A 15,394-nucleotide genomic window follows, 5' to 3' on the forward strand; every position below is an offset into this window, starting at 1 on the left:
TCATGGGGCGGACATTTCAAGGTTGTGCCGTGCGTTACGCAGCATGACGACACTATCCAGTGTCTGTGGCAGGCCACACAACCAAAGCCGTGCGGGCAGATCCAGATGATGCGGCCCGGCAAAGGCCTGCTTCAACGCCGGGTGATCCAGCATGGACTGTGCAAGGGACGTTCCCTTCCCCGAACGGTCAAGGATCAGGAGATCGGGTGGCCGTGCAATCAGCAGTTCCATGGAAAAACGGGAAGATGACTGGTGCCCCATGATCGTTGCGTAATTACGAAAGCCGGCATGGGCAAGGACATCATCCGGAAGCGAGCCCTTATGGGTGACAAAGCCGTTGGCAGCATAGACGGCCGCCGTAGGATCGGTGGCACTGCGCTCGACTGAAAGGGAGGCCAGGCGCGTGGCAAAGGCCATAGCCAGTTGCTGCCCACGCTCAGGAACGCCGATGGCGTTGGCGACCGTCATGATCTGGACCGGAATATCCGTCAGGGATTTGGCGGGTGGCAGGGCTACAACCTGTGCGCCCCCTTCCCGCCCCGCCTGCATCGCGACGGCCGCGGTATAGATGCCACCCAGCACGACATCGGGATGGGATGCCACGATGCTTTCCGCCGTGGGTCGCAATACGGGAGCCTGTCGTGCCTGTTCGCACAGCACCGCGCTCCAGCAATCCCGGGCGAGCGGCGTAATACCGACGATCTGGCCCGGTTCGGCCAGCAGCAGCAACAACTGGTCGGTGCAGAGATTAAGCGAAGCCACGCGCGGGAGAGCCCATGCCGGTGCCAACGGGACACAGGCAAGGAAACCCGCCATCATCCCTGCGACCACGCTTTTCATGTCAATAATTCAGCATGAAGCCGCCATAACCGGCGCGACCAGGCTGCAGATAGCCGATGGGGTCCTCGAACTGGCGGTTCAGCAGGTTGTCGGCGCGGGCATAGACGGAAACGTAGCGGTTGATTTTGTAATTGGCAGCCACGTCGATGGTGAAATAACCATGCCCCTTGGCGCATGTGCTGCAGGACTCGCTGCCAATAACCGGCAGATCACGCCAGCCACTAGTATACAGGATATTGCCCGAAAAGGTCAGGTCGCGAATGGGGGTCCATGTCGTATTGAAATTGAACTTGTGCTGGGGACGGCGTTGCAACTGGACGTCGTTCGTCTCATCCCGGGCGTGGGTCCAGGTATAGCTCAGGTTAAATTCCAGATTGCTCAGCGCCTTCCAGTTCAGGAAGGCTTCCACACCATACATCCGCGCCTTCGCCACATTGGCGTATGAGTAGTTGTAGTCATATGATGAATCAATCGAAAGCGAGGACTGGATCAGGTTCCTGACCCGGTTGTCATACCAGGTTGCGCCGAAATTCAGACGGTCATGCAGCAGTTTCTGCTCAACACCCGCGTCATAGCCGATCAACTGTTCCGCCTTCAGGTTGGGATTGCCCTTTTCCGAATAACCCACACCCACCTGATTTGCGAATAACTGATACAGCGAAGGACCATGAAAACCGGAACCGGCGCTGGCCTTGATGATGGTTCCGGTGCCCGGCACATGGATTGCCGGGGCCACGCGCCATGTCACGTGGTTGCCGTAGCGCGAATTGGCATCATAGCGAATATTGGCCGCACCATACAGAATATGGTTCCAGTTCCCCTGATACTGCCCGTAACCTGCGGTCGTATCCATGCTGGCGGATGTATCGTATCCGCTGTCCCACATGCTTGAGGCCGTATGGCTGGTATTGAACGTATCATGGAAATGTTCGGCACCGATCAGAAGCTGGCCATACTGCTTGAAATTGAACGTGCCGTGCCAGTCCACCTTAAGTCGGCTGGAACGGTAATAATCCGGGTCTGGATTGACCGGGCTGCCGTAACTCGTGCCCGTCTCCGTCCAGCGGTTGCGGTTGGTCATGTAGCCAAGGCCAAGCACCTGATCAAAAAGCCCGTGAAAGGAAACCAGATGGGCCGTCCCGCGCACGATGGCCTCGTTCTGGTTGTTCTGTTCCCGCACACCCTTATCACCATACAGATTTTCACTTTGCAGGTCATACAGAGAGTAGGAATGATAATTGCTCTGTATCAGCCGTGCGGTCAGGCCAAGATCGAAATTATGGGTGACGTCATAACCCAGCCTGATATTGACGCCACGGTTGTCATTCCGGTTGCCTTCATGCCGCTGCTGCCGGTTGGCCCCATAATAACGCTCGATATAGGAAGGGATATTGTTGAACCCGTCCATCCGGTAATGGGAGAATTCTACATTATAATGAAAACGTCCCTTGCTGCCGCGTGCGCCAAAGGTCTGATTGAAGGTACCATACCCACCGCCTTCGATACGGACAAACGGCTTGAAACGGCCCTGCCCCTGTGCCGTGGTAATGTCGATAACCCCCGCCATGGCGTCGGCGCCGTACAGGCCGCTCTGAGGCCCACGCAGTATCTCGATCCGGCCCATGCCGTCGGTTACAAACTGACCGGCATCGAACATGCCATTGGTGGAACTTCCGTCATTGATGTCCATGCCATCCAGGCGGACCTTGACCTCGTTGGAATTATTACCACGCATGAAAATGGATGACGTGCCCCCTGGGCCGCCTGTCTGGACCACGTTCAGGCCCGGTTGGCGTGCCAGAATATCCGTCAGGCTGCGCCGCTGCTGGGTCTGGATCTGCTTTTCCGTGATGATGGTCATGCTGGTGCCGATATCATCGGTGGAGGTCGGCCGACGGGCGGCACTGACGCTGATCAGTTCGGGAAGACCCGTATCCCCCAACGAAACAACGGCTTTCGATTTTTTATTCTCGATGACGTACTGGTTGGCGGACTGTTTTTGCGGCGCGTGCTGTCTGACTGAATCATCGGCACGCGCCACTACAACCCCCATGGTCATCAACGTGGTGGAAGCAATCAGCAGATTACGGAATAGGATCATCTGGTTCAGGTCTCGCGGTCACATCATCGTTGCCACGAGAGCGCGCTGCCACAGGATTTCCGATCTGCACGGAATCCTGTAACACCACACCGTCAGGACACCCCGCCCGACAGTTCCCGGTCGCAACCATCATGACGGCAGGTCTCCTGGCTCACGGCGTAGCGTCCTGCACAACCTTCCCGGAAAACCGCGGTTTCCAGTGGCCCGGATCATGACATCCGGTAATGCAAGGACAGACCGTTTACAGTTGCGGGGGCAGCCGGAGCATTGGATCGCAATCCGCACTCTGTTCCCTTTTCATCCCCCCGAAAGGGGACACCGTCGGAACGATTCTGATCGGATGGGGTGTTCTTGTCAACCCGCATTCAATCTTTCAGTATCCTGTCAGGATTGCTGTTATTTTCAGCCTGATTGATGAATCACAGGATATTTCCGATGAAACGTATCACGCCCTCCATGCTGACTTCACTGGCGCTGGATCTCCGTAACGGCTGGAGCATTGGAACATTTGGTGCGATCGGCGAATTCCATCATGTTCCGGATGATAGGGTCTGCCTCACCCCATGTCCTGACGGGTTGGAGATCGTCACCCAACGCGGTGCCATACGCATTAGTCCCAGCGAACCCTTGCATGCCCTTGCGTGGGACTCTCTCGTCGGAAAAGGCAGACGCTGGCGGCATAGCATGGCGTTATGCGGCCCGTTACAACTGACCGCGAAGCATACCCTGAAGGTTCTGGGAAAGGATGCGGACGCTGTCCGACCAGAGGATCGTGATGCGTGGCTGATTGATCTTGGAATTGGCGTGGGCCGGGTCCGGATGTGCGTAAGGACAGAAAATGCCCGCCTGGTCGAAGCCCTTGCTGTTGACACGGATGACCCATTGGCCGTCGTCACAGCAGCATTTGCGCTTCTGATGGAAGTCCAGCCCCACAGGGTCATGCTTTCACCTGCTGGCAGACTGGAGGTCTACCAACCCGTTCCCGCACCTGATGGAGACTCTCCGCTCGGCGCCCATACCCACCTGCTGCCAAAACTGGTGAGGTTGAAACGACCCTGCTCCGCCCTCGATCCCATTCCGGAAGGCTGGCAGCCTTTCCTGACACTTCATCCGGCGGCACCGTTCCGACCGTCCGATGATGATTCCCATGATTATGACCGGCTTGCCGATCTATCCTTTCTGCCGTTGCTTGAGGAATTCGGCATGGAGGAAGACCTGCAGGTTTCAGGCACATTCCAGGCCCATGTTCGTCAACATGGAACACCGGAAAATCTGAAAATACCCGCTACAAGACGTGGTCGCGCGCGCATGCATATCGAACTGCTTCGCATGGCAGCCTGGGGTCACGAAGGCATGGAGCGATTTGTGCCTGCCGACACGATCAAGAGCGCTACGGACTGCGGCTGATTCCATGACAGCGATCATGTTGCAGGGCACGGGATCCGATGTCGGAAAGTCCGTTTTGACGGCAGGTTTATGCCGGGTTTTCGCTAACCGTGGCCTGACGGTCCGGCCTTTCAAGCCCCAGAATATGTCGAACAATGCCGCCGTGACGGTAGATGGAGGTGAAATCGGTCGGGCGCAGGCACTTCAGGCGCAGGCCTGCCGTATTGCCCCTTCCACCCTTATGAATCCGGTCCTTCTGAAACCGGAAAGTGATCATACAGCGCAGGTTATCGTCCGTGGACGCGCAAAAGGACACCTGCACGCTTCGAGTTTTATCGGTGGCCGGGCCGCATTCCTGCCCGAGGTTCTGACCGCCTTCAGGACATTATGTAGCCAATCCGATCTCGTGATTGTCGAGGGCGCGGGCAGCCCGGCGGAAATCAATCTACGTCAGGGCGACATCGCCAATATGGGCTTTGCCAGAGCCGCGAATGTTCCGGTCGTCATGATCGGCGATATAGACCGGGGCGGCGTTATCGCGTCACTCGCCGGTACCCATGCTGTTCTTGATCCAGATGACCGTGAGTTGATCAAGGGATTCATCGTTAATCGCCTCCGGGGAGACGCCAGCATTTTCCAATCTGGGTATGACTTCATAGAAAAGTTTACCGGCTGGAAGGGGCTTGGCGTTCTTCCTTGGATAGACAGTATACGTGAACTGCCTTCTGAAGACAGTATTCCTGAAGATGTTGACTGTTCCGCGGCCTCACGGATCGAGATAGCCGTCCCCCTTATGCCCCGCATTGCCAATTTCGATGATCTTGATGCGCTGGAAGGTGAAACGCATGTAAAGATCACACGGATCCGGCCCGGGCAGCCCCTTCCCGCGTCCGCGCATGTCGTGTTCCTTCCTGGTAGCAAGGCGACAATAGCAGACCTGCAATTTTTCAGGCGGCAGGGATGGGATATTGATCTGGCGGGACACGTCAGGCGGGGTGGATATGTATTCGGTCTCTGCGGTGGCTATCAGATGCTGGGACAGACCATAAATGATCCCGACGGAATAGAAGGGAACCCGACCACGATACCAGGACTTGGACTTCTGGAGGTTGATACCGTTCTGACCCGTGACAAGCAGATCAACCAGACTTCAGGCATGACGCTTTCCGATAGCGCGCGATTCAGTGGCTACGAAATTCATTGTGGGGAAACAGTTCGATCACATCACCGGGTCATGCCCCTAATCAGATGCGACGACGGACGGTTGGACGGAGCAATAAGCCCGGACGGTCGTATTGCAGGCTGCTATGTGCACCGTCTGTTTGACATGACTGGCCAACGCGCGGCATGGCTGGACAGATGGGGCGCACGCTCCGATGGACTGGATTACACAGCGCGGGTGGAACGCGCCCTTGAAACCGTTGCTTCCACCATGGAAAGCAGTCTGGATATTGAAGGGTTACTGGCTATTGCCAGATGATCTTCTTTCGGTCTCAGGGCCTTGGTTCGTCAGGGCATCCAGACAAACAGGACAGAGGCACCCTGCCTGATCATCCGTCGGAACCGGCAGGCCACGGGGCTTTTCCATGCACCAGCACGCACCTTCAGGCTGACATGAAAAATCAGCACCGCACTTTTTACACTTTATCATTCTGCGCCTTCCCGTTGTTACCATGACTGGATCAAACAGTCAGTCCGCTGGTTTGGCGTTCTGTCCGGGCCATCTCATGATGGAGGGCATGCCAGTGTGCAAGATTGTTTTTGGCTTCCTGCACGAATGCCGAACGACGAACGACCTTGAGAAACATACCCTGAACCAGACGGCCAACTCCGTATGTGGGCCGTTCAAACTGGATAAGCAACACTACCCGATGATCCGATGTATTGTTCTGGACTTCATGAGGGTATGTGTCGTCAAACAGGATACATTTTCCATCCTGCCAGCATAACGTTTGATCGTCTATCCGTATCCAGCAGAGGTGGTCCCCATTTTTCGGACAGGGCAATAAGCTATAATCCGACCTGAGAGAGAACGGGTTTTATGGGCAAGGTTACGCGCAAGAGGTATGCGGCGGAGTTCAAATCACGGGTTGCCCTGGAAGCGATCCGTGGGGAACTGACGCTGGCGGAACTGGCTTCGAAACATGGGGTGCATCAGACGATGATCGCCCAGTGGAAACGGCAGGCGATCGAGGGGATGGCGGCCACCTTTTCCGGGAAAGCGACGTCTGAGCCCCCGGTCAGCCCTGCTGATGTGGAGAAACTGCACGCGAAGATAGGCGAGCTTCTCGTGGAACGGGATTTTTTACGCGATGCCTCTGCTCGGTTGGGCGTGATCAGAGGCGGCAGATGATTGACCCGAAGCGAGCGCGTCTGCCGATAATCCGGCAATGCACACTGCTGCGACTCAACCGGTCGGGCGTCTACTATCGGTCTGTGCCACAGAGTGAGGCCAATCTGGAGTTGATGCGGCTGATCGACGCCCAGTTCCTGGAAAGGCCGTATTATGGCTCGCGGCAGATGACATGGCATCTGCGCCGCCTGGGACATGAAGTGGGGCGCAAACGCGTCCGCCGGCTCATGGCGATCATGGGCCTGCGGGCGATCTACCAGAAGCCACGCACGAGTGTGCCCCATCCGGAGCATCGGAAATATCCATATCTGCTGCGGGATCTGGTCATTGATCGACCTAACCAGGTCTGGTGTTCCGATATCACATATATTCCCATGAAATGGGGATTTCTCTATCTCGTGGCGATCATGGACTGGTTCACGCGCAAGGTGCTGTCCTGGCGTCTGTCGAACACGATGGACGCGGAGTTCTGTATTGAGGCACTTCGGGATGCGCTGATGCGTTACGGCACCCCGGAGATTTTCAACACGGACCAGGGCTCACAATTCACGACGCCCCGTTTTACCGGTATCCTGGAAGAACGTCAGATCCGCATTAGCATGGACGGGCGTGGGCGCTGGCTGGACAACGTGTTCATCGAGCGTCTGTGGCGGTCGTTGAAATACGAATGTGTCTACCTGCACGCATTTGAGACCGGATCAGAACTTCGAGTGGGGCTCACGAAATGGATCACCCATTATAACGGGCAACGTCCCCATACGGCCCTGGCTGGACGAACGCCTGATGAGGCGTATCATGGCGCGCCGACGCCATCTGGTCCGGCGTTAACCCCGGACCAGATGGCCAACAGCAACGCCGTCAGAATGGCGGCATAACAACAACCGGGTATAGCTTATTCAAACCCAAAAACTGTCCGAACAGACGGGTCCACCTCTAGGTTCCGCTGACCACGCCACGACTGAGTGGTACCTGACGATGCGTACACCGGTCATCAAGTGCGAACACCAGCCCTGCCTCTGGACGGACAATGACAACCGGTCTGCTGCCGCAATAAACCCCGATTGCTTTTTGATGTCTCAGATCTGCACTGCGCAAAGCGGGATACCATTGTGCATTGTGGTCCGGATCAAAAGGTTGCAGTAGAGTATGTGTCATGCCCATGACAATTCCTCCAAAATCTTGTTAATGGACGAAGGTCGCCGCCACGCAAGCACGTTGAACCTTCGCCAAGTCTGAAAGTGTATTGTGAACCTCAGGCGGTAATTGCCTACCGTCCTTATTGGTGAAACGCATTGTCGTAGACGGTGTAATAATCACGCGCCTTCGTAGACATTCTGCACGGATCTTATCTATCCATCGCATCGCGCTATAGACATCCGTTGGAATCCGATTCAGGCCGTCCACAACTCCCAGAAGAAGGTCACAGCGCGGATTAAGATTAGAGAGCACCGATGGAAGTTCTGCGCCGCCGCGCACCATATCGATATGAAGGCCATTCATCGGCAATGACATGACGTGGGGCAGGTTACGCCAGAAGCCCCCTCCTCCCCCGACGAAGACGAGGGATAGTGCATGTCCGGATGCCACCTCTGCCATGCTCCGCCATGCCAGTTCCATCGCCGTCTGGCGTTCTTTCGACATCGGACCAGCCGTTGTGACAGGTTCCGTAATCTGAACCCAGAAACAGCCTGCCGTGGCGAGTTCGTGTAGAATCTCGATGTACACCGGAAGAAGCTTCAATAACAACAGGACAGGGTCCGTGCCGTCAGTCCGGTCACATGCGGCAAGAAAGCTCACTGGCCCTAGAAGCACAGGCACAGTCGCGATCCCGCGTTGCCATGCATCAACAAATGCATCGCGGACAGGATTGCTGCATAAGTGGAAGAACGTCTGATCTGTCAGTTCGGGCATGCGCTTCCTGCCGCACTGAGGAGCCTTCCCCACACCCACCATCTGTGCTGTCTGCCACACGCGATGCCAGTCATCCGGGCAGGAATTGGACGCTACATGCGAGACGCCTGTGCGCCGCTGCAAAGCGGTCAATGCGGGGGTATCAAAACCCGAGAGACCAAGCGTCCCGGTCAGTAGCATGAGGGTTCACCGCAGGTCTGCGCATCATCATGCCAGTTTGTAATTGTGGAAGTGCCGTGTCGTTCAGCGACAGGCAAGCCTATGCAGTGCTGCAAAGCCGTGCTCCTGCCTCCGGTTCATCCCGCCCGGCGGCCGTGAGATCGACAGTGGCAGGTCTCCTGGCTCACGGATTATCGCAGATCGTGTCTACCTTCCCGTTGCTGACACAACAGTGGCCCATTCCCCTCAGAAAATGGACGACACGACCCCATACCGCTTACAGTTGCGGGAGCAGCCACCGACTGGCTTCCGGGACGGACCCTGCCGAAGCGGAACGGTGTTCCCTTTTCATCCGTTTGCACGGAACCACTGACTATATAGAAGGCGAATATGCCACCACCTTCCACTTTTCAGCAATGTTTTCCTTTCAATGCTGATCAGACGGCCAAGTACACTCTACGTCTTATCATATTCATACGTTTTATATGATTTAACAATAATATAAATTAGTACTTTCTGTTCGTGTATTTATACTTAAAAAGTAATGCTGCTGTGCAGGCCGAAAATCGCTTCGTCACCTACGCGGCGCAAACCGGTCCAATCCGGCGCGCCGCCCGAAGGGTGCCATACGTACTGAAAATCAGGCTGCATGACCATCCACGGCGTAACCTGCGCCTGATAGGTCAGTTCAAGATGGTTTTCATTGCCCTGCACAAGCGTCTGACTGTCGCGGTCAAATTGCCGCAGGCCGGAACTGGCGCGACCAATGCCCCAGCCCAGACCGATCGTGTCGTTATCGCGCCCCTTAAACGGCGCCTTAAGATTCAGGCCGGCGTCAATAGCGAAGCTGATCTGGTTACGATCACCGCCATTACCCGTGGCGCGTACGAACACGCCCACCGAGCGGGCCGATGTGAGCGACGGCCGCCAGATCATCTGGTCGATGATACCATACACCATCCAGTTACCCCGGTCCCAGCGCGGGGTCAGGTCACTTTGTGGCGTGGCTGCGGTGGCGTTGGCCACGGCAGCTCCTAACGAACCGCCATTGCGGTTGTAACGATAGTCGGCGAACTTCGCGGTATCATAGAACCCGCCCAGCTTGTACACGCCCGGCAGGCCAGGATTCTTGGCCACGTTCGACATGTCGGCCGGCTGCGGGTTAAGCGCGTATTGCAGTTCGGTCATCAGCAGGGCACCGGTGCCCATGTTGAAATTGGTGCCGTTGGCGCCATCATAGGTCTGGCTGGTGGGATCGGAATTATAGCCGCTGATGGAGCCGGTAGCCTGCTGGATGGGGGTAGAATTATAGCGGTTACCCGGCGGATTGTCGTCCGCTGCGGCAAACATGAAGGTGAACTTCTCGCTCGGCCGGTAGCGGATCCGGATGGCGGGAGACGACAGCGGCCAGGACGGCCCGCCGCCGTACAGGTTGACCGAGGGCGCCATGGGCCAGCCGAAATTGGCGTTGAGGTAAAGCGAGGCGTAATCGCTGATCAGGAACTCGGTATCAAGATCCTGCTGGCCGATCTTTACGTCCAGCTTGCCGCCAAGGAAAGACTGCTGGTACCACAGTTCGAACAGGCGGGTGGAACGGTCAGCCTCAAATCCGCTGACAGGGTTGAAATTGGCCAGATGGTCCTGCGAGATCGAGCGCCCGCGTGTCTGCAGTGCGCTGACATTGAACAGCCCCCCCTTCAGCCCGAACAGTTTCTCGGTATCGACGGTCAGCGTGGGCATGGTTACACCGTCGTAGGACGGGCCGGTGCCTGATCCGCCTGCACCATCATTACCAGAAGCCGAACCGCCAGTCCCGTTGCCCCAGAGTTCATCGACTTCCTGGATGTCGAAGCTGATGCCGTGCTTGTACATCCATGACCGCGCGCCCCACATATTGCCTAGCAGGTTACCACTGGTGTCGAGTTTATCGTCACCAGCCGCCTTCTCCGCAGCATCGGCTTGCGCGCGCTCCGAATCACGTATGGTTGCTGGGTCGATCTGCTCAACCAGCGGAGTGGAGTTGCCAAGGCGCGCCCGATCTTCCTCGATCTGGGTCTGAGGAGCCTGAGCATAAGCGGCTGAGTATGCGAAGAGACTTCCTACCAGAGTGGAATTGATAAAAAGCACACGAGCCGAGCGTTGCGTATCGCCCGGAGAGTCAAGAAATGTCATGGAGGGAGCCTGTCGGGGAAGCGTCGGGAAAAGGAGCAACAATTCCGAATGCAGTCATTTCCCGACTGGGAAACAAACACGCATGCCGTCGCGACAGAGCGTCAAAGAAGAAAATGCATCACGCCTTGATCCGCCTCCGGCTCCACCCGCCCGGCGACATATCTGAACTCGACGGTAGGTCTCCTGACTCACGGGTCACCACGTTGCATCCGCCTTCCCAACCGAAGTCAGTGGCTGCTACCCAATCTGGTAGCTGAGGACACAATGCTCGCCGTCTACAGTTGCGGGGGCAGCTGTCGACTGAACTCCCGGGGAAATTGCCCCAGCCAGAGTTATACGACATTCCCTTTTCACCCGTTCGCACGGGACCGTCGACTTGATAGACAGTGTTATAAAATTCTTATCCCCAAAAAGGCAAGACAGGATAATTAGAGAAATCCCTTCCTGATGGATATTGACCGCCTGCGCTTCGGCGTTTCACCTGCGGCCGTGGTAGTTCATGTCAAATTATGTCAGGCTATACTCTTTTAGGAGTTTTAGATTAAGGGAGAGTAGATTATACCCCTGCAGGCCATAAACGCGGAAGCCGGTGAAATCCCGGCACGGTTGCGCCACTGTAAGCAGGTGTAGAACACAATTTTCTACCCGAAAGTCAGACCCGCGCATGGCTCCGTTCCGAGCGAAACAGGACGCATTTTTCCTGAGGAGTCGTATAAAATGTCTGATACTGCACTAGGTTCCCACGCTATCCCCTCTCCCGCGCCTATTCCCGTCAGGGAGATAGCGCCGTGGTTGGTTTTCGGCTTACTGATGCTGCTGGCCCTTTATTTTGTCGGCGCAGAAGAAGGTGCGACATCTATTATTCCTGGCATGTATGTGCACGAGTGGGTGCATGACAGTCGCCATCTTCTGGGTTTCCCCTGCCACTGACATGGAAAACAGAATGATGGTCCGCACCCTACTTATTCGCGGAATGCTCGTCGGTTTTTTGGCCGGCATTCTGGTATTCGGTTTCGCAAAAGTGTTTGGCGAACCTCAGGTGGATCATGCCATTGCATTTGAATCTGCCATGGACGAGGCTAAAGCCAAGGCAGATCTGGAGCGAGGCATCCATGATGTTGAAGAGCCGGAACTTGTAAGCCGGAAACTTCAAGCCAGTTACGGATTGCTCACAGGTGTAATGGTTTACTCGACAGCGTTTGGCGGCCTTTTCGCTCTTGTATTTTCTTATGCAAATGGGCGCATGAAAAGCACAGACTCTCGTGTTGTGTCTGTTCTGCTGGCGATAACCGGGATTATTGCAGTATATATGGTGCCAAGCATCAAGTATCCTGCCAACCCGCCATCTGTAGGAAACCCGGATACAATTGGCATGCGGACAGAATTGTATTTTATAATGATGCTGGTCTCCCTACTGGGGATGATCGCAGCCACAATGCTTCAGGGACGCTTACGTCAGCAATATAATGCATGGACATCAACTTATCTTGCAGGCGCGTGTTATATTCTGATTGTCTTTACAACAGGCGAGTTACTTCCTGCGGTTAATGAAGTCCCCTCTAATTTCCCTGCTGATTTGCTCTGGAATTTCAGGATTGATTCCTTAGGCATGCAGATCATCATGTGGACCACACTGGGTCTGGGTTTCGGTGCCTTTACTGAATATGCAAATCGAAACCGGTTTGGATATCGTAATGGCGCTAACATTCAGCTTAATGCCCATTAAAATGGCTTGAAGTTAAAAACGTGAGAACTGGCGTTGACTTGAAGTCACGCCAGATACTCAATGACAATTACGAGATTTTTCCGCGATATTTATGGGGAACTCGCCAATATCCATCACAACGTACTGTTTTCGGTTGCCGATTTCCCCATGCGCCAACAGGCGTAGGAAAGGGCGACAATCTCGCGACCAGATGGCGCCCTTCCCTTTTCTTTCCGCAAGCAGTCCAAAACCCGGCATTTGCCCTGACAAAACTACAGACTAATATTAAGCCCGACAATAATATCACGCGTCGCTGTTTCGTGCTTCAGTGTCATGGACACTATGCCCGCCACCTTCATATCGGCGCTACGCCACAGTTCATCGTTCCAAACAAAGGAGCGATCGGCCCATGCTGATACGATTTAACCATGACTCGGGCTGTCCATCACACCGACAGTTCGCCCTGCTGTCGGGTAAGAGCGTTGGCGATCATAGCCGAAAGCAACCTGAATGCTACGGCGTTAAGGCGTCATTGTCATCCCATGCCACACGCGTCCGGATGGTCAAGGGTCAGAAGCAGGCGCGTAACAGGAACCGGGAGATCCGAGATGGGCGGCGAACGGTGCAGTACTGCCCCTTTTGTCGACCAGCCGGGATATAACCGCCCTTTCAGAAGGGTGATCCAGCACGCTGGCGTATCATGGATGATCTCGCTGTCAGCATGTTTCCATTGAACCCCAGGGCCAGTGTAGGTGCACAGGAGGCGTAACGGAACATGGTCAACATGAAAGCGGCGGCAACTGTCGTGTCTGACCTTTTCCAGCCGGAAGCGGATTTCGGCCGTGCCCGACAGGCGCTGATAACGACAGGCAAGATTCAGGGCGTCGTCAGCAAGCGCCTGCGTGCCTGCCGGTAAGTGAGTCCGCAACTCGATTTCAAGAATTTCAATAGTGCCCCGACTGAGAAACAGGTCCGGGCCATGGGCATTCCACAATGCTGCGGCCTGCATGATCTCCTGCCCTGTGTGGCGCTCTTCCTGAACGATGAAACATTCACTTCTGTCAATGTCCTGGAACGGTGCCGGAATGACAGGGCGCTGACGGGTCGGGCAGGCCGGTCTCATGTCGAGGTCCTTTAGGGATTGTTATATTATAACGTACCATATAAGTTTGGTGGATCGCAACCGAATGAATGGTGTCCGTCATGCGCGAAAGACTTCCGGTAACGGTTCTTTCCGGCTTTCTGGGAGCCGGGAAGACGACGCTTCTCAACCATGTGCTCAATAACCGCGAAGGCCGGAAAGTCGCGGTGATTGTCAATGACATGAGCGACGTGAACATTGATGCCGATCTGGTGCGCGACGGCAGCGATCTGTCCCGAACAAATGAAACGCTGGTCGAGATGAGCAATGGCTGCATCTGCTGCACGCTGCGTGACGACCTGCTGCACGAAGTGCGGCGGCTCGCGGAAGAAGGCCGCTTCGATTACCTTCTGATTGAATCGACAGGGATTGCCGAACCACTTCCGGTTGCAGCGACATTCGAGTTTCGTGATGAAGCGGGCGAAAGCCTATCTGACATTGCGCGGCTCGATACGATGGTCACGGTAGTGGACGCCGTCAACCTGCTGCAGGATTACGCCTCGACGGACTTCCTGCGCGACCGGGGCGAGACGGCAGGCGAGGAGGATGACAGGGCACTGGTTGACCTGTTGGTCGAACAGATCGAATTTGCCGATGTGGTGGTGCTGAACAAGGTCTCGACCGCCACACCGGCGCAGCGCGAGGCCGCGCGGCAGGTCATTCAGGCTTTGAATGCCGATGCGGATATTATCGAAACCGATCAGGGCGTCGTGCCCTGCGCGCGCATTCTGGATACACACCGGTTCGATTATGACCGGGCCCATAAGCATCCACTATGGTACAAGGAACTGTTCGAATTCCATAACCATGTTCCCGAGACCGAGGAATATGGCATCCACACTTTCGTCTGGCGTGCCCGCCGCCCGCTGGTGCCGGAACGGTTCAAGGCCTTTATCGACTCTTCCTGGCCGGGCGTGATCCGGGCCAAGGGCCATTTCTGGCTGGCGACCCGCCCGCACTGGGTGGGCGAACTGGGGCAGGCCGGTGCACTGGTCCGCACGCAGGCAACGGGACGCTGGTGGGTGACGATACCCAGAGGTCAGTGGCCGGATAGCGATGAATGGCGCGACATGATCCTGTCGAAATGGGACCCGGTTTATGGGGATCGCCGACAGGAGATCGTGTTTATCGGTACGGCAGAGATGGACGAAGCTGCCCTTCGTGCGGCTCTGGATGCCTGCCTTGTGCCCGATTTGAATATGGAGCGGTTCGATCCGCTGCCCTTCGCCCATCTGCCTGATCCATTTCCGGTCTGGGGGCAGGGAGAAATGGTAGATGCGTAAGGTAAAGGCCTATAACGAACGAACATTACGACACGAGATGTGGCGACGGTATGCGGGTGATGAATGGGCAGCCTTTGACGCCCTGCCCACAGCAATCCGCCAACGGGTGGCTGCGCATGCCTATGATGCCTGGTCGGTCAACGTCATGATGCTCTGGCAGCATTATAAACGGCTTTATGGACGCACGATGCGCGCCGAGCGGGCCCTGATCCGGTATCTTGATTATTGCGAGAGACTGGAGCGGGAAGCGTTTGCGTCACGCTACAGCGAAACCTACGGCACGGTCCTGCCGCATGATGCAGCCTGCGTGTCAGTGCTGAGGTAAAATCAGTATTTTACTGTC

Annotated in this window: 14 protein-coding genes and 3 riboswitches; of the genes, 7 read left to right on the forward strand and 7 right to left on the reverse strand. The window is 55.9% G+C overall.

What is annotated here, in order from left to right; translation table 11 throughout:
* Together GLX_RS15235 and GLX_RS15240 are read right to left on the reverse strand one after the other, a co-directional pair.
* On the reverse strand, nucleotides 1-840 hold the full coding sequence (locus GLX_RS15235) for an ABC transporter substrate-binding protein (RefSeq protein WP_014106885.1): 840 nt from the start codon (nucleotides 838-840) through the stop codon (nucleotides 1-3).
* 1 nt (nucleotide 841) lies between these two features.
* A complete protein-coding gene (locus GLX_RS15240) occupies nucleotides 842-2,941 on the reverse strand; it encodes a TonB-dependent receptor plug domain-containing protein (protein ID WP_010516556.1) in 2,100 nt (699 codons plus the stop codon).
* A 119-nt stretch (nucleotides 2,942-3,060) separates the two neighbouring features.
* Nucleotides 3,061-3,279: riboswitch (cobalamin riboswitch) on the reverse strand.
* Between the two features lie 97 nt (nucleotides 3,280-3,376).
* Between GLX_RS15240 and GLX_RS19065 the strand changes: the two genes are divergently transcribed.
* Together GLX_RS19065 and GLX_RS15250 are read left to right on the forward strand one after the other, a co-directional pair.
* Nucleotides 3,377-4,348: a DUF6925 family protein gene (locus GLX_RS19065; protein ID WP_227744510.1), complete on the forward strand. Its 972-nt coding sequence runs from the start codon at nucleotides 3,377-3,379 to the stop codon at nucleotides 4,346-4,348.
* A 4-nt stretch (nucleotides 4,349-4,352) separates the two neighbouring features.
* Nucleotides 4,353-5,807, forward strand: a complete 1,455-nt coding sequence (locus tag GLX_RS15250) for a cobyric acid synthase (protein WP_014106887.1) — start codon at nucleotides 4,353-4,355, stop codon at nucleotides 5,805-5,807.
* 202 nt (nucleotides 5,808-6,009) lie between these two features.
* Here GLX_RS15250 and GLX_RS17675 read toward each other — a convergent pair whose 3' ends face one another.
* Entirely contained in the window at nucleotides 6,010-6,333 is a 324-nt protein-coding gene (locus GLX_RS17675) for an aspartyl/asparaginyl beta-hydroxylase domain-containing protein (RefSeq protein WP_231850455.1), read from the reverse strand.
* Between the two features lie 35 nt (nucleotides 6,334-6,368).
* On the opposite strand from GLX_RS17675, the gene GLX_RS15265 reads away from it, so the two are divergent.
* Nucleotides 6,369-7,555, forward strand: a protein-coding gene (locus GLX_RS15265; protein ID WP_148268689.1) for an IS3-like element ISGxy1 family transposase whose coding sequence is annotated in 2 segments (ribosomal slippage) — nucleotides 6,369-6,627 and nucleotides 6,627-7,555 — 1,188 coding nt in all. Because the reading frame shifts where the segments join, the coding sequence is not laid out codon by codon here.
* A 58-nt stretch (nucleotides 7,556-7,613) separates the two neighbouring features.
* Here the strand turns inward: GLX_RS15265 and GLX_RS17680 are convergent.
* The 3 genes from GLX_RS17680 to GLX_RS15275 form a co-directional block, all read right to left on the reverse strand.
* Nucleotides 7,614-7,841, reverse strand: coding sequence for a Rieske (2Fe-2S) protein (locus GLX_RS17680; protein WP_014106889.1), 228 nt, complete (start codon nucleotides 7,839-7,841; stop codon nucleotides 7,614-7,616).
* A 21-nt stretch (nucleotides 7,842-7,862) separates the two neighbouring features.
* Nucleotides 7,863-8,591 carry a uroporphyrinogen decarboxylase/cobalamine-independent methonine synthase family protein gene (locus GLX_RS15270; protein ID WP_231850456.1) on the reverse strand — a complete coding sequence of 243 codons (729 nt, stop codon included), beginning with the start codon at nucleotides 8,589-8,591 and terminating at the stop codon, nucleotides 7,863-7,865.
* A gap of 311 nt (nucleotides 8,592-8,902) precedes the next feature.
* Nucleotides 8,903-9,136: riboswitch (cobalamin riboswitch) on the reverse strand.
* Between the two features lie 148 nt (nucleotides 9,137-9,284).
* Nucleotides 9,285-10,922: a carbohydrate porin gene (locus tag GLX_RS15275; protein ID WP_014106891.1), complete on the reverse strand. Its 1,638-nt coding sequence runs from the start codon at nucleotides 10,920-10,922 to the stop codon at nucleotides 9,285-9,287.
* 156 nt (nucleotides 10,923-11,078) lie between these two features.
* Nucleotides 11,079-11,310: riboswitch (cobalamin riboswitch) on the reverse strand.
* Nucleotides 11,311-11,639: 329 nt separating this feature from the next.
* On the opposite strand from GLX_RS15275, the gene GLX_RS15280 reads away from it, so the two are divergent.
* Complete coding sequence (locus GLX_RS15280; RefSeq protein ID WP_023524197.1) at nucleotides 11,640-11,852, forward strand: CbtB domain-containing protein; 213 nt, start codon at nucleotides 11,640-11,642, stop codon at nucleotides 11,850-11,852.
* Between the two features lie 16 nt (nucleotides 11,853-11,868).
* The gene (locus GLX_RS15285) at nucleotides 11,869-12,648 is read left to right on the forward strand and encodes a CbtA family protein (RefSeq protein ID WP_050856181.1); all 780 of its coding nucleotides are present in this window, start codon (nucleotides 11,869-11,871) and stop codon (nucleotides 12,646-12,648) included.
* Between the two features lie 514 nt (nucleotides 12,649-13,162).
* On the opposite strand, the gene GLX_RS17685 is transcribed toward GLX_RS15285, so the two are convergent.
* On the reverse strand, nucleotides 13,163-13,750 hold the full coding sequence (locus GLX_RS17685) for a DUF1826 domain-containing protein (protein WP_014106893.1): 588 nt from the start codon (nucleotides 13,748-13,750) through the stop codon (nucleotides 13,163-13,165).
* A 68-nt stretch (nucleotides 13,751-13,818) separates the two neighbouring features.
* On the opposite strand from GLX_RS17685, the gene zigA reads away from it, so the two are divergent.
* Both zigA and GLX_RS15300 read left to right on the forward strand, forming a co-directional pair.
* The gene (zigA, locus tag GLX_RS15295; protein WP_014106894.1) at nucleotides 13,819-15,051 is read left to right on the forward strand and encodes a zinc metallochaperone GTPase ZigA; all 1,233 of its coding nucleotides are present in this window, start codon (nucleotides 13,819-13,821) and stop codon (nucleotides 15,049-15,051) included.
* A complete protein-coding gene (locus GLX_RS15300; protein WP_014106895.1) occupies nucleotides 15,044-15,376 on the forward strand; it encodes a DUF6525 family protein in 333 nt (110 codons plus the stop codon). Before zigA ends, GLX_RS15300 begins: the two co-directional genes overlap by 8 nt.
* The last annotated feature ends 18 nt before the right edge of the window (nucleotides 15,377-15,394 follow it).

The sequence above is a fragment of the Komagataeibacter medellinensis NBRC 3288 genome (assembly GCF_000182745.2).
In the GTDB taxonomy this organism is placed as follows: Bacteria; Pseudomonadota; Alphaproteobacteria; order Acetobacterales; family Acetobacteraceae; genus Komagataeibacter; species Komagataeibacter medellinensis.

Bases quoted from the DNA above. Each gene is read 5' to 3' on its own strand.
- GLX_RS15235 (WP_014106885.1), bottom strand. From the start codon at position 840: ATGAAAAGCGTGGTCGCAGGGATGATGGCGGGTTTCCTTGCCTGTGTC.
- GLX_RS15240 (WP_010516556.1), bottom strand. From the start codon at position 2,941: ATGATCCTATTCCGTAATCTGCTGATTGCTTCCACCACGTTGATGACC.
- GLX_RS19065 (WP_227744510.1), top strand. From the start codon at position 3,377: ATGAAACGTATCACGCCCTCCATGCTGACTTCACTGGCGCTGGATCTC.
- GLX_RS15250 (WP_014106887.1), top strand. From the start codon at position 4,353: ATGACAGCGATCATGTTGCAGGGCACGGGATCCGATGTCGGAAAGTCC.
- GLX_RS17680 (WP_014106889.1), bottom strand. From the start codon at position 7,841: ATGGGCATGACACATACTCTACTGCAACCTTTTGATCCGGACCACAAT.
- GLX_RS15270 (WP_231850456.1), bottom strand. From the start codon at position 8,591: ATGCCCGAACTGACAGATCAGACGTTCTTCCACTTATGCAGCAATCCT.
- GLX_RS15275 (WP_014106891.1), bottom strand. From the start codon at position 10,922: ATGACATTTCTTGACTCTCCGGGCGATACGCAACGCTCGGCTCGTGTG.
- GLX_RS15280 (WP_023524197.1), top strand. From the start codon at position 11,640: ATGTCTGATACTGCACTAGGTTCCCACGCTATCCCCTCTCCCGCGCCT.
- GLX_RS15285 (WP_050856181.1), top strand. From the start codon at position 11,869: ATGGTCCGCACCCTACTTATTCGCGGAATGCTCGTCGGTTTTTTGGCC.
- GLX_RS17685 (WP_014106893.1), bottom strand. From the start codon at position 13,750: ATGAGACCGGCCTGCCCGACCCGTCAGCGCCCTGTCATTCCGGCACCG.
- zigA (WP_014106894.1), top strand. From the start codon at position 13,819: ATGGTGTCCGTCATGCGCGAAAGACTTCCGGTAACGGTTCTTTCCGGC.
- GLX_RS15300 (WP_014106895.1), top strand. From the start codon at position 15,044: ATGCGTAAGGTAAAGGCCTATAACGAACGAACATTACGACACGAGATG.